21 protein-coding genes are annotated in these 21,134 nt (G+C 41.6%); 15 read left to right on the forward strand and 6 right to left on the reverse strand.

From position 1 onward, the window contains the following. The first annotated feature begins 171 nt into the window (after positions 1 to 171). The 7 genes from ACWGOO_RS08460 (at position 172) to groL (ending at position 5,510) form a co-directional block, all read left to right on the forward strand. Positions 172 to 831: a 5-formyltetrahydrofolate cyclo-ligase gene (locus ACWGOO_RS08460; RefSeq protein ID WP_452482428.1), complete on the forward strand. Its 660-nt coding sequence runs from the start codon at positions 172 to 174 to the stop codon at positions 829 to 831. A 38-nt stretch (positions 832 to 869) separates the two neighbouring features. After that, positions 870 to 1,358: a cyclic pyranopterin monophosphate synthase MoaC gene (gene moaC / locus ACWGOO_RS08465; protein ID WP_354451157.1), complete on the forward strand. Its 489-nt coding sequence runs from the start codon at positions 870 to 872 to the stop codon at positions 1,356 to 1,358. Between the two features lie 119 nt (positions 1,359 to 1,477). Beyond that, the gene (locus ACWGOO_RS08470) at positions 1,478 to 1,960 is read left to right on the forward strand and encodes a MogA/MoaB family molybdenum cofactor biosynthesis protein (RefSeq protein ID WP_013309212.1); all 483 of its coding nucleotides are present in this window, start codon (positions 1,478 to 1,480) and stop codon (positions 1,958 to 1,960) included. 179 nt (positions 1,961 to 2,139) lie between these two features. Further along, entirely contained in the window at positions 2,140 to 2,391 is a 252-nt protein-coding gene (locus ACWGOO_RS08475) for a twin-arginine translocase TatA/TatE family subunit (RefSeq protein ID WP_452482432.1), read from the forward strand. 109 nt (positions 2,392 to 2,500) lie between these two features. Then, positions 2,501 to 3,271, forward strand: a complete 771-nt coding sequence (tatC, locus tag ACWGOO_RS08480) for a twin-arginine translocase subunit TatC (protein ID WP_452482434.1) — start codon at positions 2,501 to 2,503, stop codon at positions 3,269 to 3,271. A 257-nt stretch (positions 3,272 to 3,528) separates the two neighbouring features. Next, complete coding sequence (gene groES / locus ACWGOO_RS08485) at positions 3,529 to 3,810, forward strand: co-chaperone GroES (protein WP_025685233.1); 282 nt, start codon at positions 3,529 to 3,531, stop codon at positions 3,808 to 3,810. 71 nt (positions 3,811 to 3,881) lie between these two features. Next, the gene (gene groL / locus ACWGOO_RS08490) at positions 3,882 to 5,510 is read left to right on the forward strand and encodes a chaperonin GroEL (RefSeq protein WP_013309215.1); all 1,629 of its coding nucleotides are present in this window, start codon (positions 3,882 to 3,884) and stop codon (positions 5,508 to 5,510) included. A 349-nt stretch (positions 5,511 to 5,859) separates the two neighbouring features. Here groL and ACWGOO_RS08495 read toward each other — a convergent pair whose 3' ends face one another. Then, positions 5,860 to 5,994, reverse strand: coding sequence for a transposase (locus ACWGOO_RS08495; protein WP_452482437.1), 135 nt, complete (start codon positions 5,992 to 5,994; stop codon positions 5,860 to 5,862). Positions 5,995 to 6,604: 610 nt separating this feature from the next. Here ACWGOO_RS08495 and ACWGOO_RS08500 point away from each other — a divergent pair. The 8 genes from ACWGOO_RS08500 to ACWGOO_RS08535 all read left to right on the forward strand — a co-directional run bounded on the left by ACWGOO_RS08500 (position 6,605) and on the right by ACWGOO_RS08535 (position 15,574). Further along, entirely contained in the window at positions 6,605 to 7,612 is a 1,008-nt protein-coding gene (locus ACWGOO_RS08500) for a LacI family DNA-binding transcriptional regulator (protein ID WP_452482507.1), read from the forward strand. A 339-nt stretch (positions 7,613 to 7,951) separates the two neighbouring features. Next, positions 7,952 to 8,887, forward strand: a complete 936-nt coding sequence (locus tag ACWGOO_RS08505) for an alpha/beta hydrolase (RefSeq protein WP_452482439.1) — start codon at positions 7,952 to 7,954, stop codon at positions 8,885 to 8,887. A gap of 18 nt (positions 8,888 to 8,905) precedes the next feature. Continuing rightward, positions 8,906 to 9,715, forward strand: coding sequence for an alpha/beta hydrolase (locus ACWGOO_RS08510; RefSeq protein WP_452482441.1), 810 nt, complete (start codon positions 8,906 to 8,908; stop codon positions 9,713 to 9,715). Positions 9,716 to 9,755: 40 nt separating this feature from the next. Next, positions 9,756 to 10,712 (forward strand): carbohydrate kinase family protein, encoded by a 957-nt coding sequence (locus tag ACWGOO_RS08515; RefSeq protein ID WP_452482443.1) that lies wholly within the window; start codon positions 9,756 to 9,758, stop codon positions 10,710 to 10,712. Positions 10,713 to 10,724: 12 nt separating this feature from the next. Further along, positions 10,725 to 12,194, forward strand: a complete 1,470-nt coding sequence (gene gtfA / locus ACWGOO_RS08520) for a sucrose phosphorylase (protein WP_452482445.1) — start codon at positions 10,725 to 10,727, stop codon at positions 12,192 to 12,194. Between the two features lie 265 nt (positions 12,195 to 12,459). Next, entirely contained in the window at positions 12,460 to 13,788 is a 1,329-nt protein-coding gene (locus ACWGOO_RS08525) for an MFS transporter (RefSeq protein WP_452482447.1), read from the forward strand. Between the two features lie 132 nt (positions 13,789 to 13,920). After that, positions 13,921 to 14,727: a Nif3-like dinuclear metal center hexameric protein gene (locus ACWGOO_RS08530; RefSeq protein ID WP_452482449.1), complete on the forward strand. Its 807-nt coding sequence runs from the start codon at positions 13,921 to 13,923 to the stop codon at positions 14,725 to 14,727. 43 nt (positions 14,728 to 14,770) lie between these two features. Next, on the forward strand, positions 14,771 to 15,574 hold the full coding sequence (locus ACWGOO_RS08535) for an alpha/beta hydrolase (protein ID WP_452482451.1): 804 nt from the start codon (positions 14,771 to 14,773) through the stop codon (positions 15,572 to 15,574). Between the two features lie 516 nt (positions 15,575 to 16,090). On the opposite strand, the gene ACWGOO_RS08540 is transcribed toward ACWGOO_RS08535, so the two are convergent. From ACWGOO_RS08540 to ACWGOO_RS08560, 5 genes are all read right to left on the reverse strand, one after another. Continuing rightward, positions 16,091 to 17,551: an oligosaccharide flippase family protein gene (locus tag ACWGOO_RS08540; protein ID WP_452482453.1), complete on the reverse strand. Its 1,461-nt coding sequence runs from the start codon at positions 17,549 to 17,551 to the stop codon at positions 16,091 to 16,093. Between the two features lie 116 nt (positions 17,552 to 17,667). Next, positions 17,668 to 18,795 carry an amidase domain-containing protein gene (locus tag ACWGOO_RS08545; RefSeq protein WP_452482455.1) on the reverse strand — a complete coding sequence of 376 codons (1,128 nt, stop codon included), beginning with the start codon at positions 18,793 to 18,795 and terminating at the stop codon, positions 17,668 to 17,670. A 2-nt stretch (positions 18,796 to 18,797) separates the two neighbouring features. Next, positions 18,798 to 19,493 carry a class F sortase gene (locus ACWGOO_RS08550; RefSeq protein ID WP_452482457.1) on the reverse strand — a complete coding sequence of 232 codons (696 nt, stop codon included), beginning with the start codon at positions 19,491 to 19,493 and terminating at the stop codon, positions 18,798 to 18,800. A 51-nt stretch (positions 19,494 to 19,544) separates the two neighbouring features. After that, entirely contained in the window at positions 19,545 to 19,865 is a 321-nt protein-coding gene (locus tag ACWGOO_RS08555) for a hypothetical protein (protein WP_452482458.1), read from the reverse strand. 97 nt (positions 19,866 to 19,962) lie between these two features. Further along, on the reverse strand, positions 19,963 to 20,754 hold the full coding sequence (locus ACWGOO_RS08560; protein ID WP_452482460.1) for a polysaccharide deacetylase family protein: 792 nt from the start codon (positions 20,752 to 20,754) through the stop codon (positions 19,963 to 19,965). Between the last annotated feature and the right edge of the window lie 380 nt (positions 20,755 to 21,134).

The following is a 21,134-nucleotide window of genomic DNA, read 5'->3' on the forward strand; positions in this document are numbered from 1 at the left end:
ACCCTCTAAACCCTTGAGCCGCGTGTAGTCAATTTGTATAAACAATGATAAACTTAAACGAGAACTGAAAAAAAATGAAAAAAACTTGCAAGGTACAAGACTTACTGACAATTGTACAAATCGTAACGGTTTAAAGCATTATCGACGATTGTGCGGGAGGATGGATATTCTTTGGATGTCTATAATGTGAAGAACGCGCTGCGCTTGCAGCAACGGGAGGCGCGGGACTCTATGGACCCGCTGGCGCGGCAGGAGGCATCTGCTGTGGCCTGTCGGCATGCAATTGAGGCATGGGAGCAGCTTAGAATAGACAAAAACAGGGATAGGCTGACGGTATTTAGCTATCTTTCTTTTGGCAGCGAGATTTCGACGACTCCCTTTATTGAGCATTGCTGGTCACGCGGTGACCGTGTGCTGGCTCCGAGAGTGGACCCGGTAACCCGGACCATGGAGCTGAGGCAGATGGGTCAGCACGGCGATATCGTGCCTGGAATTTGGGACATTCCTGAGCCTGCGCCCACCTCCGATCAATGGACGCCTGAAATGTGGTCGGAAATCGACTGGGTTGTCGTGCCGGGATTGGCCTTTGACCGTCATGGGGGCAGAATCGGCTACGGCGGAGGTTACTATGATCGTTTCACCGTACAGATAGAAGCGGAGAAGCGTGCCAAAGGTTATGCAGGTCCGCTTTATGTTTCGCTGTTACTACCGGGACAATTGCAGGAGCAGGTACCTATGACCCCGGGAGATTTGAGGGTGGATGTGCTTTTTACCCCGGAAGGTCCCATACATTGCGATATTGAAAAATCAAAAAAAACAAACGATGAATGAAGCGAAGTTTGGCATGTGAAAGGAGCTGTGAGGGAGTCGTGGATTCCTTTACTCATTTTAACGAACAGGGACGAGCTCGTATGGTGGATATTTCGGGCAAAGTGTCCACGGTTCGTACAGCAGTCGCCGTGTCGCGGATTACGATGAATCCTGCTACGCTCACGGCTGTGAAAGAGGGTAGAATCGGCAAGGGAGATGTTCTTGCTGTGGCCCAGGTCGCCGGGATTCAAGGCGCGAAAAAAACGTCGGACTGGATTCCGATGTGCCATCCGCTGGCCCTGACGGGCGTGAATATTACGTTTTCCGATAATGGACATGATGTGCTCCATATTGAAGCGGAAGTGAAGACCGAGGGTAAGACAGGTGTGGAAATGGAAGCTTTGACAGCGGCTTCAGCCGCAGCGTTAACCGTGTATGATATGTGCAAGGCGCTGCAAAAAGATATGATCATCGGCCCTACCATGCTGCAATCGAAAACAGGTGGCAAGCATGGGGATTTCCAAAGGGAAGACCACCGGGAACCTTGACATAGACATAGACATACATGTCGCCGAGAGGGTACTGTGATGTGACGAAGGATGCAGCGTGGCTGTTTCTGATTTTCTGAAGAGAAAGTATTCTTTCATGATAGGAGAAGGGTGATCTTATGGTGTGGAAAACGGCGATCCTGACAGCCAGTGATAAAGGGGCGAGGGGAGAGCGGGAGGATACAAGCGCGCAGGTCATCCGGGAACTCATCGAAGAAGAGCTGGGCGGAGAGATTGTGGAGTACCGGATCGTTCCCGATGAACCGGATGAAATTATTGCGGCTTTAATCGAAATGACCGATTATTTTCATGCAGACCTGGTACTGACGACGGGCGGAACCGAGCTGGCAATCCGTGATGTGACACCCGAGGCGACTCGGCGGGTCGTGGAACGGGAAGTGCCCGGCATGGCGGAAGCGATGCGTATGATTGTGATGCAGAAAAATCCGGCGGCCATGCTTTTTCGTGGAATCGTAGGGATACGGGGGCGTACGCTGATCGTGAATTTGCCGGGAACGCCCAAGGGCGTGCACGAAAATTTGGCGGCTATTATGGATCAGTTGCCAGAGGCGCTTCTCATGGTGACAGGTCAGTTCCGGTAGAAGGCAGCATGCTGAGTGTGGTATGATATCCGTAAGAAATTACATGAATGTATGCAGGCAAATCACACAAGAAACATACAACGGACAAGCATGGTCTCCATGATTGTTTTTGCGCCTGTGCACCGGATGCTGGTTCTTGTTTGTAATTTTGTCCGTCAACATAAGGAGGGTTACCACACATGCCTAATATTGGAGCACCAGGTTATATTTTGTTAATCATTCTGGCGCTACTGCTATTCGGCCCGAACAAGCTGCCTGAGCTGGGTCGCGCTGTGGGTCGTACATTCCGTGAGTTTAAAAACGGAGCACGTGACATTTTGTCTGAAGACGAACGGACTGAACGCAAAGACAGCAAGGATAGCACGGTCAAAGCATCCCAGACGACGGCTTCAGAAGTGCAACCCCAGCCGGAGGATAAACGGTTGTCTTAGGTTGGTTTTATTTTGATGCTTTTACAATTTCAAGAAGAGCCTCTCCTCCAGGGAAGGGCTTTATTTTTTAGGAGGCGCAACTGCGTCCGACCCGGAAAGGAGGAGCGATATGACCCAATCAGAGCATGAAATGCCGCTAATAGAGCACCTGGGCGAGCTACGTCGTAGAATCATTTATGTGCTGATTGTATTTGTTCTGGCGCTGGTCGGTGGTTTGTTCGCCGCAGGACCCGTCTATGACTGGCTTATTCGCTCTGGTTCGGCGCAGGCTTTTCAGTTGAATGCATTTTCCTTCTGGGACGGAATAGGCATCTACATGAAGATCGCCATGCTGATCGGGATTGCGGTTGCGCTACCGTTTGCATGCTATCAGCTGTGGGAGTTTGTTAGCCCTGGCTTGCGGCCGCAAGAACGGAATGCGACTTTGCGGTATGTGCCCTATGTGCTGCTGCTGTTCGTGATCGGTGCAGCTTTTGCTTATTTTATTGTTTTCCCGATGGCGATTCAATTTACGTCTTCTGTCACCAAAAGCATGGGATTGCATGAAACGTATGGTATCGCTCAATACTTTACCTTTATGTTTAATATTGTGCTGCCTGTGGCTCTGTTGTTTGAACTGCCGCTGCTCATCATGTTCCTGACGGGTATTCGGGTACTTACTCCGATGAGGCTTCGCAAATGGCGGAAAATTTCTTATTTTTTGCTTGTTTTTGTCGCTGTCGTCATAACTCCCCCGGATTTTATATCCGACTTTCTGGTGGCGATCCCGTTATTGGTGCTGTATGAAGTGAGTGTGTACATGTCAGCAGTGGTGTACCGCAGGCAACTGCGTGCAGATGAGGAACGTGAGGCACGACTGCGTGTAGCACCAGAGCAGTAACAGGTAGAACCCGAATTTTTCTGCCTTCAAAATAACCATTAGCCTTGAGGAAACGGTTATTTTGAAGACAGATGGATATAATCGAGAAGGGCTGTCTATAAAAATTCCCATAAAAAATACATTAGGGACTTGAAATTCAATCTCAAGTTGAGTATCATAAAGTTGGTTGTTAGCACTGACAAGTGTCGAGTGCTAATACATACAACATAACAACCGTATAACGGACTAAAACATCTTAATAAGGAGGCTATTTTTTCATGATCAAACCTTTGGGTGAACGCGTATTGGTGGAAGCAATTGAGCAAGAGCAAACGACTTCCTTCGGAATCGTACTTCCTGACTCTGCTAAGGAAAAGCCGCAAGAAGGCAAAATTATCGCGGTTGGCGCAGGCGCATTGAAAGACGGTGCCCGCATTCCTCTGGAAGTAAAAGAAGGCGACCGTGTAATTTTCTCTAAATACGCTGGAACGGAAATCAAATATGAAGGTAAAGAATATTTGATTATGAAAGAAAGCGATATCCACGCGATCATTGGTTAACCGGAATCCGGACAAGACCTGAATATAGGAATCGAACAAATCATTCATAATCCATGGGAGGTTTATCGCAAATGGCAAAAGACATTAAATTTAGTGAAGACGCTCGTCGCTCCATGCTTCGTGGGGTAGATGCATTGGCTAACGCTGTTAAAGTAACACTCGGACCGAAAGGCCGTAACGTTGTATTGGAGAAAAAATTCGGTAGCCCGCTCATCACCAATGACGGTGTAACGATTGCAAAAGAAATCGAATTGGAAGACGCGTTCGAAAACATGGGCGCTCAACTGGTTAAAGAAGTAGCAACGAAAACCAACGATGTAGCTGGTGACGGTACGACAACCGCTACTGTTTTGGCTCAAGCCCTCATCACAGAAGGTTTGAAAAACGTAACTGCTGGTGCAAGCCCGATCGGTATCCGTAAAGGGATCGACAAAGCGGTTAAAGCAGCTGTTGCTGAACTGCAAGCGATCTCCAAACCAATCGAAAGCAAACAATCCATTGCACAAGTAGCTGGTATTTCCGCTGCTGACGACGAAGTAGGCGAACTGATCGCTGAAGCTATGGAAAAAGTGGGTAAAGACGGTGTGATCACGGTTGAAGAATCCCGCGGTTTTGCAACTGAGCTGGAAGTGGTTGAAGGTATGCAGTTTGACCGTGGCTACATTTCCCCGTACATGATTACAGATACGGACAAAATGGAAGCTGTGCTGGACAATCCGTATATCCTGATCACAGACAAAAAAATCACGAACACACAAGAAATTTTGCCTTTGCTTGAGAAAATCGTACAGCAAGGTAAGCCGCTCGTGCTGATCGCTGAAGACATCGAAGGCGAAGCGCTGGCTATGCTCGTTGTCAACAAACTGCGTGGTACATTCAACGCTGTGGCTGTTAAAGCTCCAGGCTTTGGTGACCGTCGCAAAGCAATGCTGCAAGATATCGCTGCCCTGACAGGCGGTCAAGTAATTACGGAAGAACTGGGTCTGGACCTGAAAACTGCTTCCGTAGATCAACTGGGTACAGCACGTCAAGTGCGTATCACGAAGGAAAATACGATTGTGGTTGACGGCGCTGGAAACAAAGCCGACATCGACGCTCGTGTTAGCCAAATCCGTACGCAACTGGAAGAAACGACTTCCGAGTTCGACAAAGAGAAACTGCAAGAGCGTCTGGCTAAATTGTCCGGCGGCGTAGCAGTTATCAAAGTCGGTGCGGCTACTGAAACAGAATTGAAAGAACGCAAACTGCGCATCGAAGATGCCCTGAACGCAACCCGCGCTGCGGTTGAAGAAGGTATCGTATCCGGTGGTGGTGTAGCGCTCCTGAACGTATACAAAGCAGTTGCAGCCGTTGAACTGCAAGGCGACGAGCAAACAGGCGTGAACATCGTATTGCGCGCTCTGGAAGCTCCAATCCGCACGATTGCTGCTAACGCTGGTGAAGAAGGCTCTGTAATCGTTGAGCGTCTGAAACGCGAAGAAGTTGGCGTAGGCTTTAACGCAGCTACTGGCGACTGGGTAAACATGATCGACGCTGGTATCGTGGACCCTGCAAAAGTAACTCGTTATGCATTGCAAAACGCGGCTTCCGTAGCAGCTATGTTCCTGACTACCGAAGCGGTTATCGCTGACAAGCCAGAACCAGAAAAGGCAGCAATGCCTGATATGGGCGGCATGGGTGGAATGGGCGGCATGATGTAATAAGGGTGAGAAAACTCTTATGCATCAAGGGTTTCTATGAAAAGAAGCCCGGTTTGACCACATTTTGTTAACCAAATGTTAACATTGCAATAGAAAAAAAGGCTTCTCACGAGTTCAATGAACTTGTGCGAGGCCTTTTTTTATTAACGCAAAAAAGTGTACTGATTGATGAAGAAGTTGGGGAATTAATTGGCTTTATGGGATTTGAGATCAGCCCATGTGTGAATAACACATACGATTCTTTCACGAGGACAGTTTTTAAATGCCCTAAGCTCCCATGGCCCTTATAAATACAACACATCGAAGCAAACAACAGCAGGGTCAGATAACGGTCAATCGCTTAAGTGGATCAAACTTGATAGCGATCCCTCGCTAGGTGGACTTTGGCGGTTCGAAAGTACGTTTCTATGACCCATCGCTTACTGTAGTAGGTGAGGATCGTCTCGCTCGTCAATGAAATGTGCGTGCTTAGAAAAGCCTTCACTCAATTGGGGTCAAAATCATCACCTTCTTTCCAGCATAGGAGTACGACGGCGTTTTCTAAGAGATTGAGCTTTCCTTCATAGCGATATACTCGATAAGCGGCGGAGCTAAGCCTTCCGCTGAATCTGCTGTAAGGCTACACGACGAAGATTTGCTGGAGAAACTGTGCATTCCAGCGTCCGTGAGACAAGAAATGGCTCAAGGATCTAGAGTCTTGATTAAGTAAGCATTCACGATGGATATCGGTTAAGGTACCCGTAAATCCAGAAGAGAGCATCCCATCCACAACTTGTTGAATATGATGGAGAACCGGCTTGGTAAAATAAAGCGGTAGCTTCCACTGTTCAAAAAGATTGTTCCAAAGGTGTTGTTGTGATAACGTATACATATGAGACGTGTCTTGTTCTCCTCTGCGTAGGGTCGTTGATGGTACTTTTATTTTACGCAGAGAGTCAAGTAGGTCTCTTTTTACATTGAAATTATTCCCTTTTGTATCGATTACAAAGTTTGACTTTATTTATGTCAATCGGTTAACATAAACCTGAGAACAATATAGAAGATTAGTCAATGTATGTGTCTTGTTTACTAAATAAAGAGGTGAAAGTATGAAAATGAAAACGAAACCCAAATTAGAAGATGTTGCTAAACATGCCGGTGTTTCACCAACCACTGTTTCTAGAGTGTTGAATAACCGTGGTTATATTAGTGAAGAAACTCGAAAACGTGTTCATAATGCAATGGAAAAGATTAATTATTTCCCTAATGAAGTGGCTAGGTCATTATTTACAAAACAAAGTAATGTTATTGGATTAATTTTTCCTACAGTAAGTAATCCCTTTTTTGCTGAGTTAATTTATAATATTGAAATTAAATGCGAAGAATTGGGCTATAAAGTATTTCTATGTAATAGCTTAAATAATATGGATAAAGAAAAAAAGTATTTAGACATGCTCCAACGAAATCAAGTAGATGGAATTATTGTTGGAAGTCATAATAGGGGGGTTTTTGAACAAGTTTTAACAAACTTACCTATTGTTGCTGTAGATCAATACATTTCAAATTCAGCGCCAATTGTTTCATCTGACAATTATCTAGGTGGTAAATTGGCAACGGAACATTTGATTAAAAGAGGTTGTAAAAAGATTATTCATATTAGTGGGCCGAGCAGACTAGATACTCCTACACATTTACGAACCTCTGCATACAAGGATATAATGGAAGCTTACGGTCTTAAGTCAATTATCTATGAAACCAATAAAACTTTTAATGCTAAAGAAAATCATAAAGTCATTTCGCAAGTTTTTCATGAAAATCCTGATATGGATGGTATTTTTGCAAGTGACGATATTATTGCTGCTAACATATATAATAAAGCTTTAACAATAGGGAAAAATGTGCCGGAAGAGCTGAAAATAGTTGGTTTTGATGGAACAGAAGCAGTTAGAAACTTACTTCCACAATTAACTACTATAAAACAGTCTATACCAAAAATGGCGGAAAGGGCAGTTATAATTCTGGATAAGAAAATTAAAAATGAGGAAATTTCTTCTCATTTATGTAAGCCTCTAGATATCATACTTGTCGAGAGTGCTTCAACGACAAATGTTTTTGTAACCTAAAATTCCTCCTCCTGTGATTAAGGAATCAGTTTTTTAAGTAAATACACTACATTTTTAAAAAAGCTACAGATTAAAAATTAACAGTGGCTTTTTTTGTTATTCCCTACCTAAAAGAGCAATATTAATTTTCTTTTATTTTAAAAAATCCCGTATGATAACCGCTTGACATATTGAGTGTCAAGCGGTTATCATATTTTCATAGTATACGTTTTCTTGATATCAGGATAAAAGAAAGATTTATGATAACCGCTTGACATACAAAACGGTTTACATCTATATATTATGAAATATGAAAACGCTTTATGGTTGTTGGTATTTCAGTGAAAGGATGTTTATATTATGGAGTTTTTAAATAGAGTGAAAGCGGAATTAAGAGAAAATTTAAAAACAGTACCAATTATTCAACTTCCAAAAGATTTGGCTAAAACAAGACAAATTCCCATTCCGTCTAATGCGAATTCGGAACACGTTAGAATTACTGAACGTTTTATCCCTGGTGGCGATGGACAAGAAATGTTGATTAAAATTTATGAACCAGTTCAGAGAAGTAAAGAAGAATTACCTGCTGTTCTTTGGAGCCATGGAGGAGGATATGTGTTAGGTCATCCTAATGGTGAAGACAGCCTTTGTGAGAGTATTGTTCAAGCAGTCAATTGTATTGTGGTTTCACCAGATTACCGATTAGCCCCTGAGCATCCGTATCCCGCAGCTATTGAAGACTGCTATGCTACATTGGTATGGATGACGAGCGCAACAAATGAATTGAATGTTGATCTAATGAGGGTTGCAATCGGTGGAGGAAGTGCAGGTGGAGGATTAACTGCTGCATTGGCATTAATGACACGCGATAGAAAGGGCCCAGTTATATGTTTTCAAATGCCATTATATCCAATGATTGATGATCGAAATATTACACCATCCAGCTACGAAATTACCGATAGTCATGCGGTTTGGTTCAGGTCAAATAACATATCGGCTTGGGAAATGTATCTAGGGGATTCTGCTCATGGTGAAATCTCCCCATACGCAGCACCAACCCGCGCAAAGAATTTGGAAGGACTACCACCGACCTATACATGTGTAGGTCAACTAGATCCTTTCCGCGATGAAACAATTGATTATGTTGCACGTTTAGCTCAAGCAGGAGTGGATGTAGAATTTCAATTATATCCTGGATGTTTTCATGCTTTTGAGCATATCGCCCCAGATGCAGAAATCAGCCAGCATGCAAAAAACGGGTACATTGAAGCACTTAGCAGAGCATTAAATGGTTAATTAGAGGAGGAGCCGAATTTGATACATGAAATTATTGATATATGTACACAACATTCAAAGTCTAAGTTATATACGTATATTTTAGATAATTCTCCAGAAATAGATAATACTCGAAAACGCCCTCTGGTCATTATATGTCCAGGTGGTGGATATGAGTTTACTTCTGATCGGGAGGCGGAACCTATAGCGATCAAAATGAATGCAATGGGTTTTCATTCATGTGTATTAAGGTACAGTGTTCGCCCTGCTACTTATCCAACAGCATTATTAGAACTATCTATGGCAGTTGCTCTTACTAGGAAGAAAGCAGAGGAATGGCATGTTGACAAAAATAAAATCATTGTGATTGGTTTTTCAGCTGGTGGCCACTTGGCAGCTAGTTTAGGGGTTTTTTGGAAAAGTGGTTTTTTATCAAAAACCCTAGAAATCCCAAATGAAATGATAAAACCTAACGGGATTTTACTAAGTTACCCGGTTATTACATCTGGTACGTTTGCACACGAGGGTTCATTTAAAGCTTTGTTAGGTGATAACTATAATGAGCAATTACATCAAGTGTCATTAGAAAAATATGTTTCTTCCGATACTCCACCAACATTCTTGTGGCACACGTATACAGACGAGCCTGTTCCTGTCGAGAATAGTTTTTTATTTGCTAATGCACTTTTGAAGAATAAAGTGAGTTTGGAAATGCATATTTACCCGAATGGGGTGCATGGGTTGTCCCTTGGAACTGAGGAAACTATGGCTTTAGATAATGAAAGGACCATCCAACCTGAAGTTTCTAATTGGATTAAAATGGCGGGACGCTGGATAAGTGGGCTCTAGATTAAAAGTAATAAAAGTTAAATAAATCTGGAGGAACTACATGTATAAGCTGGATGATAAAATCAATTTTCAAAATAAAAGGAATGACATCTTAACAGTCGGGGAAATTCTTATCGATATGATATCAACTGATTATGATGATCATTTTAAATGTAACACCTATCAGAAATTTTTCGGTGGATCTCCTTCTAATATTGCTGTTAATGTTAGTAGATTAGGGATTCATTCTCTCGTAGCCTCAGCTTTAGGAAAAGATGGGATGGGCGTATTTTTAACTAACCAGTTACAATTAGCTGGTATTGATACTAAATGTGTTCAACAAGTAGACTATTCTACCAGTATGGTTGTTGTTTCGAAAAGCAAATCTACGCCAACTCCAATTTTTTATCGCGGAGCGGACTATTATTTAGCTTACACTCCTGAGCTTGAAGAAGCTGTGGATAATTCTAAGATTGTTCATTTTTCCTGTTGGCCAATCTCTATGAAGCCAGTTCGTCATACGATTGAAAAAGTTATAGAGCGTGCGAGAGAGAAAAACGCTTTAGTATGTTTTGACCCAAACTATCATCCGATGATTTGGCATAAAGGAGAAGATGGTGTTGAGTACGTAAAATCGATGTTCAAAAAGGTCGACATCGTTAAACCTTCAGAGGATGACGCAGAAAGATTGTTCGGGAAAGACACTCATGAAAATCAGGTTGAGAAGTTTTTAAAATTTGGGGCAAAGCTTGTCATTATGACCTTAGGTAAAGACGGGGCAATTGTCTCAAATGGAAAAGAAACCATTAAGTTAAATACATTAGCTACAGACGTAATTGATACGACAGGAGCAGGGGATGCTTTCTGGTCCGGATTTTATGCAGCTGTTGTGAAAGGCTATACGCTTAGGGAAGCGTTTACGTTAGGGTTTGCTGTAAGTGCCTATAAGTTAAAATATACCGGTGCAATCGTAGCATTACCAAAGCTTGAAGTCATAAAAAATATGTATGGATTATAGGAGGTGTCGCAAATGGCAGTGAAAAATCAGGTACAGTTAATTACCTACCCCGATTCTTTGGGAGGTGATTTAAATACTCTTAATCAAGTACTTCTAAATTATTTTACGGATATTTTTAAAGGAGGAGTGCATATCCTCCCACCGTTTCCCTCTTCAGGAGACCGTGGATTTGCTCCATTATCCTATTTAGAAATTGAACCGGCCTTTGGGACTTGGAAGGATATTAAAGCTATTGGCGAAAACTTTGATGTTTTAGTAGATTTGATGGTTAATCATATATCTAGACAATCTGAATATTTTCAGGATTTTCTAAAAAAAGGAAGAGAATCTGAATATGCAGATTTGTTTATTACATTAGATAAGGTTTGGGAAGATGGAAATCCTGTTCAGGATGACATTAATAAAATGTTCCTACGACGTGCCCTACCATATTCTACTTTTACAATTGCGGAAACTGGTGAGGAAGAAAAGGTATGGACAACATTTGGAAAGACGGATCCTTCAGAACAAATTGATTTAGATGTTAAGTCAAAAAGGGTAAAACAGCTAATTACGGACTTCTTTTTAAACTTTAGAGAAAATAATGTGAAGATTGTTCGTCTGGATGCGGTTGGATATGTTATTAAAAAATTGGGAACAAGTTGTTTTTTTGTAGAACCTGAAATCTATGAGTTCCTTGATTGGGTCTTAGAACTAGCTAAGTCATTAGATATCGAAATATTACCAGAAGTTCATTCACATTACACTATCCAAAATAAGCTGTCCGAGCATGGATGTTGGATCTACGATTTTATTTTACCTTATCGAATTTTGGATACTTTAATCAATAAATCTAGTATAGCCCTTATTGATTATCTTAAAAATCGACCACATAATCAGTTTACAATGCTGGACTGCCATGACGGTATACCAGTAAAACCAGACTTAGATGATATTATTGATACAATAGAAGCTAGAAAATTGGTAGATGTTTGCCTCCAAAGAGGTTCAAACCTAAGTCTAATTTTGTCAGACGAGCATAAGTCGGAGGATGGATTTGATGTCCATCAAATCAGATGCTCATACTACTCCGTACTCAATAATGATGATGATGCCTATATTTCAGCGAGAGCGATTCAATTCTTTACTCCAGGGATACCTCAGGTGTATTATGTAGGACTATTAGCAGGGGAAAATGACTATGAAAGAGTTAGAGAAACAGGAGAAGGTAGAGAAATCAACCGTCACAACTATAGTCTTATGGAGATTGAAAAATCTCTAGAAAAAGAAGTAGTCAAAAGATTATTAAAGCTTATTCGATTTAGAAACGATTATGATGCCTTTAATGGGGAGTTCAAGGTATTAGAATCCAACAAAGATGAAATTCATCTTTCCTGGCAAAAGGACAAGAAGTGTTGTACACTTTATATCGATTTTAAAACGAACAGGCCTGTTATCAATTATATTGATCAAGATGGTAAAGATACTCAATATTATGTATAACAAGTTAAATAGATAATGATTAATAAATATTCACACCTAATAATCATGCAGTCTAAGAGGAAATTGTATCAAAGATACAAGATACAACTGTAAGTATTTAGGTAACCGGCTGTCAAATTATGAGACAGCCATAATATTATAAAAGTTTTATAAACCGCTTTCAATTAATAATTTGGAAGGGCACTAAAAATATTATTTATTTTCGATGAAGATAAAATTAAATCATTAAGAATTTAAGGATGTATGAATTACAGGGGGGTTTATAATGTCTGAAACAAAAAAAATACCAAAGTTAAGATGGCTTTACTTTTTACCTGTATTATTTCTAATGTGCTTTTTTTCATTTATAAGTAGCTCACTCCTAAGCATTGCCCTACCTGGGGGAATGATGAAGGATTTAGGTTTTGCTGCAAGCGTTGCTGGGCTTGCGGGTGGAGTCGCGGGTATTGGAGGTATGATTTTACAGATCTCCGGTGGACACATTGCTCAAAAAGGAAAACTCAAAAAATTTCTTGGCTTTTTAACGATATGCTGGAGCGTAATAACTATTCTACAAGGGTTTGTTACAAACGGTTGGGAACTTGTAGTACTCAGATTTTTACTTGGTGTTGCGGAGGGAGCTATTGTACCAGGCATCATGACTCTTTTACCCTATTGGTTTCCAGAAAAGGATGGTGAAAGAAGTCGAGCTATAGCCGTTGTGTTTACTGCCTCCGGCATTGCAGCAACACTTACTGGACCAATCGGTGGATTTCTGATAGCAATGTTTAATTGGCAAATGATGTTCATGATTTTAGGTGTTATTAGTTTAATAATTGGAGGAATATGGTTTGCTGTAATGTATGACAGACCAGAACAAGCTAGATGGTTAAGCAAAGAAGAAAAAGAATATATTACTACAACCATTCAAAAGGAACAGAGTGCTTTAATGAAAGATGGGGGCAATAATGTAAGTGGGGATAAGCTTCTGCCTATTTTAGGTTATCTATTAAGGAATAAGTATAGCTGGGCTTTGAGTATCATTGGCTTTTGTGCGGTATTCGGTCAGATAGGATTTTTTACTTGGATGCCAACAGCTATTCAGTCTGTTACGCATGCAGGTATTGGTAATGTAGGCTTATTAAGCGCACTTCCATCGGTTGCTGCTATTATAGGATTGGCAGTATGGTCTAAATTAACAGCGAAAATAAAGCAGCGCCGCCTTAGCACGGGGATACCGTTACTGTTGTTTGCTATTGCTCTAGCTATTTTGGGCCTTTTTTCTAATAGTACAAATGCCGCTTTGTACATCGTTTTAATGTGTGTAGCTGCCTTTTTTATACAGGCTTTTATGCCTAGTTTTCATACAATACCTACTCTTATTTTCTCCAAAGAAGTTGAAGGTGCAGCTAGGGGGCTAACAGGATTTACTTCAGCATTTGGTGGATTTGCTGGTCCTTATCTTGCTGGAATTTTTATTTCAATCTCAGGTTCGCAAGCAGGAGCTATGTATGTTATGGCATTAATATTGTTCGTAGGGATGTTAGCATCGTTCATTCTTCCTAAGAATCTTGGTTTAGAAGCACAAGGTGAAAATAATCATAAATCAGCCTGACTTTCTATTAAAAAATCCAAGAAATAATATATCAAATGAATAGTATTAGTGATACATTCCAGCTTTAATAAGGAATGTATCACCCTTATATTTATTAAAAAGACAGTCATGTTAATGAAAGTAGGAATAATAATGAATGTACAAGAAGTTATTGAGGCCATTCTCTCAGACTCATGTGGCGATATGAGACTTGAAAAAACAGGTGATCAGTTAATATTCGGGAATCCTAATACTGAGGTCCAAGGAATTGCCACAACGTTTATGGCAACGATCGACGTTATTAAGCGTGCTATTGAAGACGGGGCAAATATGATCATTACACATGAACCCACTTTTTATACGGGAAGGGACGAGACGGATTGGCTCGAGGATGACCTGTTATATATTGCAAAGAAAAAGTTAATCGAAGAAAACAATATTGCAATTTGGCGGTTCCATGATTATATGCATTTGGCGAAAACGGATAGAATTTATGATGGCCTTCTGAAAGAAATTGGCTGGGAACATAATTTGCAGGAGGAGAACCAACCTTTCATATACAAAATTAATGAAGTTACTTTGGCCGAACTTGCTGTATTTTTTAAACAGAAACTATCAATGGATGTTATTCAAATTGTTGGGAATCCCGAAATGAAATGTTCAAAGGTCGGGATACTAGTGGGTGGAGGAAGCTTAGGTTTAGGCAGAGAACAAATGCCAATGGAGTTAATGAGAAATCACAACTTGGATGTTATGGTTTGTGGTGAAATTACAGAATGGACATTGTGTGCTTATGTCAATGATGCAACAATGCTCGGAATGAATAAGGGAATGATTGTGATTGGCCATGAGCGTAGTGAGGAATCTGGCATGAAATATATGGCAGAATGGTTGAAGCCTTTGGTCAAAAACATTCCTGTCACTTTTATTGATGCGAAAGAACCGTTCCTTTATTTATAAACCTCAACTTCATTAAAAAAATTAGACATTAGGAGTGAATCAATTGGCCATATCACAAGTTAATTTTTACTCAAAGGCTTTAAAAAGGGAAGTTACATTTAATGCACTCTTACCGCTAGACCGCACTGACATGTTTGGGCATGGAAATACTGAGGAGCGCCCATTTAAATCTCTTTATCTTTTACATGGGTATTCTGGTAATTATCTGGATTGGCTTAGTTTTTCAAGAATTCGGGAACTATCTCATAAATATAATATAGCTGTGTTTATGCCGTCAGGTGAAAACAGTTTTTATTTGGATGACAACGATAAAGGTGAATTATTTGGTGAATATATTGGAAATGAATTGGTGATGTTTACGCGAAAAATGTTTCCTTTATCCACTAAGAGAGAGGATACCTTTATTGGTGGATTATCAATGGGCGGATATGGAGCCATTCGCAACGGATTAAAGTATGCTGGTAATTTCAGTCGTATAATTGCCTTGTCCTCCGCAATCATAACTTACAGAATAGCGGGAATACCTACCGACTATAAAGATGAAGTGACAGATTATAAATATTATAGAAGAGTTTTTGGTGACTTAAATTTGCTTATGGGTAGTGATCGAGATCCGGAGGCACTCGTCCTTGAATTGATAAAGACTAAAGTGGAAATACCCGAAATATATATGGCATGTGGAACTGAGGACTTCTTGTTAGATGTAAACCAAAAATTTCATGATTTTTTAGTTTCCAAAAAAGTGAATGTCACTTATAGAGAAACAAAAGGGAATCATACGTTTGAATTTTGGAATAATTATATTGAAAAGGCTATATTATGGGCTACCCATAATAGTGAAAATTGAGTAAAAAACTCTATTAAAATATAGGCCAATCTCAAAATCAGTGCTTGACTGTTAGCCAAGCCGCGTTGGTCCAGCGTTTGGCCAAAATGATGTTTGCACTTGATAATGTAAGTACATCGTTAATTTTGGCAGACTCCGACTGTCCAAAATTTCTCAAATGAATTATTCAAAAGGAACTCTATAATGACAGGGTTCCTTTTTTTTGTTTTTTCACAAAAAAGGATGGAGGTCGTCTAATGGTCATTTTTAAAGAAGCTATCAAGGAACAGGATGAATATGATTACGGAACTTATTTATTTCCACTAGTGGATAGGGAAATAAAAGATTTCCAGGAGAATTGGTTGCAAGATTAGTGAAAATTTTGGTATTGCTAGAACATCACTTTTTATAGTTAATCGATTGACTGGAGAATTAAAAACCGGTCAATCATCATCAAAATGTAGTAGAGCAATTACAGTTATATATAGCTGTATGATTTGACAGATGTATGACCAGATTGTACTTGAGCAGCCTTTTCTACTCTTCGAAAATGCCTTTTAATCGCACTTTCAAATACAAAGCACACCAGAAGCCGTATTGCAGTACCTCTACAATTATATGAACCGTCTCCGGCCAGCCCAATGAAGATAACGCCTTGGAACACAGTGTACCCACGATAAGAATGGCTTCAAAAACGAAAATGTCCACCAACAGCACAATGACTGTACGGGATTTGGCTCGTTGGAGGAGTTGCAGAGTTTTGAAATTCCAGCCTGTTGCGATCAGTTCCAGCGTTATGATTCCCAGGGACATGCCGGTATACCCGAACTCGGGAATGGCAACTATGGAGTAAAGAATAATGAAATTGGCAAGTACACCTGCACAAAGGCCGATAAAGGGAGTTTTCTTCCGATTTTGTGCCCATAAGACGCTAGTTGTGATTTCCCGCAATCCGACGAGTAACGGTAACATAGCCAACGATTTAATGGGGATTTCGGCCTTTTGTATACCAAAAACAAATAGGGAGATTTCTGAGGCATATTCAAAAATGAAAAAACCTGAGGCTAATCCCCAAACCCATGCTACCTGAATGGCGGTATGGCTTTTTTTGTAGAATGAGTTATACTCCTTTTTTTGCCAATCCGCGGTTATTTTCATAGTGAGGGTGTGTGTTAATGCACCTGTAATCAAAGTGGGCATATAAGCGACGACAAGGGCGATGCCAGTGACAATACCGAACATCTCCGCTGCTTCTTTGGAAGAAACCCCGGCAACCTGTAATCGTTGGGGGATGATGATCGCATCCATAAAATCGGACGCAGGGATGAGCAAGCGAGTAAGCGCAATAGCAAAGGAAGCTTGTACCACTAAAGGTAAATCTGCTCGACTTGATGGGGGGGATAAAATGTCAGAGGGACGGTTATACATAAAAAAAGCAGTAAGCACAGCAAAGGATAACAACGCGCCTGTAAAAGTTCCCAGTACCGCTCCGCCTACAGCAAACTCGATGCCGGATTGGATAAATAATGGCACCAGCAACATTAAAGTACCAATCCGGGCGGTTTGCTCTACGATTTCCGAAAGGGCAATCGCGGTGTACCTTTCAAGCCCTTGCAAATATCCGCGCAGCAGACTTAACAAGGGAACGGCCAGTATAGCTGGGGAGAGGCAGCGAATTACAAAATCGAGCTGCGGATAGCCGAGCAAATTAGCGATCGGTGTTGAAAACCAAAAGGTTAAGACACTGCAGGCCAATCCTGTGAGGATCATGAACACTGAAAAAATTTTGAACAACCGCCAGCCTCTTGCCGTATGCTTGGCTGTAAACATACCCAATGCTGTCGGCAATCCCCCGGAAATCATCATCAATATTAAGCTATAGAAGGAGTAGGCTAGCTGGTAGAGGCCCATTCCTTCAGCTCCAACAAGCCGTGTCATAAATACTTTTCCGACCAAACCGATGGCTTTCACGACGATCATCGCATTAGCTCTCACCATGGTTTGTTTTAATATAAGAGGTAATTTCAAATCATTTTTCACCCCATTAGAAGCTGTCCATTGTATTCCTATGACAGCAACCGCTGGGATATGAACAAGTGTTACGTTCAAGATGCTTAATCTTGTATGTGAATCAACAAGTACTTGGTGTTTTTATCCCATCCCAAGTCAAAGGGCACCCTGAAACGGTCTGCCGTATGGGAATTGACTAAAGGGTAGCCACCCTGATCAAACCCGACAACAACGGAAAAATGGTCTACATCTCCTTTTAATACGTAAGCAATCAAATCACCGGGTAGCAACTGTGGTCTATTTAGGTGCTGCTGCCGTTCATTGACCGAGTGAACAATATGGGAGAAGCTTCCTTGTCCTATAATCCTTCCATAGCCGGAGCGTATCAGAAAATTTTTAAAAGCGTCCGTCTGAACCCAGGCTTGGCTTCCACCGTTGCCATACAAGTAATGCCACCCAGATTTCATAGGCAGCCCTCCGCCTTCCTCCTTGTCCCCGATAACTTGGGAGGAGAAGTTGGTACAGTCGCCGCCTTTGGAGTTATAGTCCAGGTATTTTTGATTATATCGCTGACGATTTCCTGCTCCCCATGTTATTCCTGCATACTTGTTAGCATATTCAACGGCGCCATTTCTGTTGTATTTGTGGATAACCTTCTCTGATGGCACCGGATCTTTATGGGGAATAAAGCTTACATCGGACTTTTCAATCTTTTTTGAATTTTCCTCCAGAGGATCTGAATACCATTCACGTTCCACGTACCAACGGCTATCTTTTTTTCTCAGTGTGATGCCATGACGTGTTCCAATTCCAAAATCATGCTGACCGGGATAGCTATCGATATATTCATAACTCAGTTTCAAGGACTGGACAAGTGACACCTTTGCCGTATCACCCAACACTTCGGCACGGGCTATCCGAATGGAACTTTCCGCATTCACGAATTTTATTTTTCGAAGCTTGGCCCATTCATGAATATATTTGGCCCTGTTCAGTTCATGAAGATACGCATACTGGCTGCTTCGTTTATCTTTTAACAAGTAATGGTCCTCGATATGCGTTTTGTCCTGATCCATTAAAAACCGGGTACGGTCATCAAACAGTTCTTGAAGAAAGGGGGTAACGTTATCCTGTTTAGCTGGCTCGGCTTGTGCACGAAATAAAGAGAAGCTGTAAGCGGGAATTAATATTAAGATCATGCACAGCAGTTGCAATTTTACGATCCTAAGCACATTTATTCATTCTCCTTGAAAGTGGTTGAATTGTTTTTGGAATTGTCCTTCTCCTGAACGGTAAGTTTCTCACAGGCTGAATTCATGTGCGCTAATTTTGTGAAAACTACCAGTCTTCCCTCATGCTCTTTCTTGCTTCGGCTGTAGCGTCCTGCGCAGGTAATCAAGTTCAAACGATGCTCTTCCGTAGGGCCAAAAATCGTCTGAATCGGTGCTTCGGAGGTTAAGTAAAATTTTACGGACTCGACAACATACTGAATCTTACAGCCGTTATCGCCGGTCACATACACGAAATCCCCCTTTTTCAGTTTTTTAAGAGGATAAAAAACAGCTGGGCCGGTGTATGTATCAACATGACCGTCCATAATTGCATTACCTGCCGCCCCTGGCAATGTACCGGTAGCTAAATAACCTACTCGATCCGTGTTGCCTGGAACGCCCATTTGCCCATTTTCTAAGTAGGTTACCGGTTCTATAATCGAATGAATACGAACCGCAGGAATATCTATTTTATGTGGAACGATCCCTGGAAAAGGTTTATTTTTAACCTGTAAGGGCTTCGTCGTTTTAATTTGTTGAACTTCAGGTTTAGCCGGGGCGTGGGTGGAGTTACGATGATGTTCAGCCGAAGAAGAACAGCTCGTACTACCCAGTAAAATCAATAGCACCATGACACGAATGCTCCATGTATTGTTCATATGAAGAAAGAGAGAGGGTTTATATAAGCTACCCCTCTCTTTTTAACCTCCCTAATTCATTTGCTCGCTTGCGCCACCAAATCCGGTTTTTGGTAATTTATTAGCCTTTGCTTTCAGGCTTTTCGCATGAATGCTTTTTCCTCCAATGATTTTGGCAGGAGCAGCTTCACGTGCATGTAGTTTGTGAGTTTTCTCATGTTTTTTCTTGGCGTGCATTTTGTGTTCATGTTTCGCACGAACCTTATGCTGGTGCATTTTATGCTGGTGCATTTTATGCTCGTGCTTTTCCGTTGCAGGTGCAGACGCAGATACCATTGATCCTGCTGACAGAAGTACAGCAAGGGACGCTACAGTCAATATTGCTTTTTTCATGTTATTGCCTCCTTTAGGTAGTTGGTAATTCACAAATATAATTTCCTTACGAAGAAGTTTTTATGTAGCCGATGACTCAAAGGAAAGGATTGGTTTATTACTTATTGACCTCAATCAGTCCTTCGGGTGTCTCGCGATTGGCAAGCAATTCGGATACGGTGACGAAGGTAAAGCCTCTTTTTTTCAGCTCAGGCAAAATGATTTTTAAGGCTTCAACGGTTTGTGTGCTTTTATATACATAATCGTGCATGAGGACGATGTCGCCGTTGCGGGCATTGCGAAGCACCTTGTTAACGATCCGGTGTACACCGGGTTTTCGCCAATCCAGGGTGTCCTGATGCCAGGACCATAAAATCATTTTCTGTCCTTTTTCTTTGGATATCTTCACGAGTGTGTCGGTGTATGAACCACCGGGCGGACGAAAAAGATGGGTTCCTGAACCGGTAGCTTGAACGATACTCGCTTGGCCTTGGTCCATCTCGGAAAGAGCTTTGTTACGGGAAATATGCTGAAAGGATGGATGATGGAAGGTATGGTTGCCTACCTCATGGCCTTCTCTTCGTTCCCGCTTCACAATGTCAGGGAGTTTTTCTACGCGGCTACCAACGACAAAAAAGGTCGCCTTGGCGTCATATTGCTTGAGCAAATCCAGAATGGCGGGCGTTTTGCTTTCATCCGGTCCGTCGTCGAACGTGAGGGCAATCACCTTGCGATGGGTAGGAACCTCCCATACAATGTCCCCTCGTTCTTCATAATAGGTTCGTCCCTTTGTAGGAGCAGGGGAGGCGTATGATGCGGCCTGTGCAGTATTTGTATAGGGTGTGGAGCACAAGCTGGCACAGAACAAGGAAACAGCGATACTTGCAGACAGTAATCGGTTATATTTCATCAGGCTTCTTCTCCGTTCTGACGTTTTCTTACATTAGCTTGCCAAGAAGGAGCGCATACCATTCCTTGTTTTGTGACTGAATGGATTGAGCGTTAGCTCAGCAGTGTCACCACCAGCAGATTGTAAAGCACCAGCGGCAGAATGACGTCTCTGTAGGCATAGGAACGATAGCGGCTGGTAAATTGTAATGCGTACCCTCATTTTCAGCCGGTTTTATAAAATAACGGACCCAATAAGTGACCTCCAACTGGTTCGGTCTGCTTTTTTGTATGTCCGCGTTCTCCTGTTTTTAGAACGTCCGTTTAGACGAACTGTCTAAAATTGTTTATTTTGTACATTTTCTATTGCTGGATACCTAAAAAGGAGCTTATAATAAACAT

Source organism: Paenibacillus sp. NPDC055715, from assembly GCF_053617595.1.

What these genes read in the sequence shown, in the direction of transcription:
- ACWGOO_RS08515 (WP_452482443.1), top strand. Translation starts at nt 9,756, where the DNA reads ATGTATAAGCTGGATGATAAAATCAATTTTCAAAATAAAAGGAATGAC.
- tatC (WP_452482434.1), top strand. Translation starts at nt 2,501, where the DNA reads ATGACCCAATCAGAGCATGAAATGCCGCTAATAGAGCACCTGGGCGAG.
- gtfA (WP_452482445.1), top strand. Translation starts at nt 10,725, where the DNA reads ATGGCAGTGAAAAATCAGGTACAGTTAATTACCTACCCCGATTCTTTG.
- ACWGOO_RS08505 (WP_452482439.1), top strand. Translation starts at nt 7,952, where the DNA reads ATGGAGTTTTTAAATAGAGTGAAAGCGGAATTAAGAGAAAATTTAAAA.
- ACWGOO_RS08500 (WP_452482507.1), top strand. Translation starts at nt 6,605, where the DNA reads ATGAAAACGAAACCCAAATTAGAAGATGTTGCTAAACATGCCGGTGTT.
- ACWGOO_RS08550 (WP_452482457.1), bottom strand. Translation starts at nt 19,493, where the DNA reads ATGAACAATACATGGAGCATTCGTGTCATGGTGCTATTGATTTTACTG.
- groES (WP_025685233.1), top strand. Translation starts at nt 3,529, where the DNA reads ATGATCAAACCTTTGGGTGAACGCGTATTGGTGGAAGCAATTGAGCAA.
- ACWGOO_RS08525 (WP_452482447.1), top strand. Translation starts at nt 12,460, where the DNA reads ATGTCTGAAACAAAAAAAATACCAAAGTTAAGATGGCTTTACTTTTTA.
- ACWGOO_RS08555 (WP_452482458.1), bottom strand. Translation starts at nt 19,865, where the DNA reads ATGAAAAAAGCAATATTGACTGTAGCGTCCCTTGCTGTACTTCTGTCA.
- ACWGOO_RS08540 (WP_452482453.1), bottom strand. Translation starts at nt 17,551, where the DNA reads ATGGTGAGAGCTAATGCGATGATCGTCGTGAAAGCCATCGGTTTGGTC.
- ACWGOO_RS08530 (WP_452482449.1), top strand. Translation starts at nt 13,921, where the DNA reads ATGAATGTACAAGAAGTTATTGAGGCCATTCTCTCAGACTCATGTGGC.
- ACWGOO_RS08475 (WP_452482432.1), top strand. Translation starts at nt 2,140, where the DNA reads ATGCCTAATATTGGAGCACCAGGTTATATTTTGTTAATCATTCTGGCG.
- ACWGOO_RS08560 (WP_452482460.1), bottom strand. Translation starts at nt 20,754, where the DNA reads ATGAAATATAACCGATTACTGTCTGCAAGTATCGCTGTTTCCTTGTTC.
- groL (WP_013309215.1), top strand. Translation starts at nt 3,882, where the DNA reads ATGGCAAAAGACATTAAATTTAGTGAAGACGCTCGTCGCTCCATGCTT.
- ACWGOO_RS08470 (WP_013309212.1), top strand. Translation starts at nt 1,478, where the DNA reads ATGGTGTGGAAAACGGCGATCCTGACAGCCAGTGATAAAGGGGCGAGG.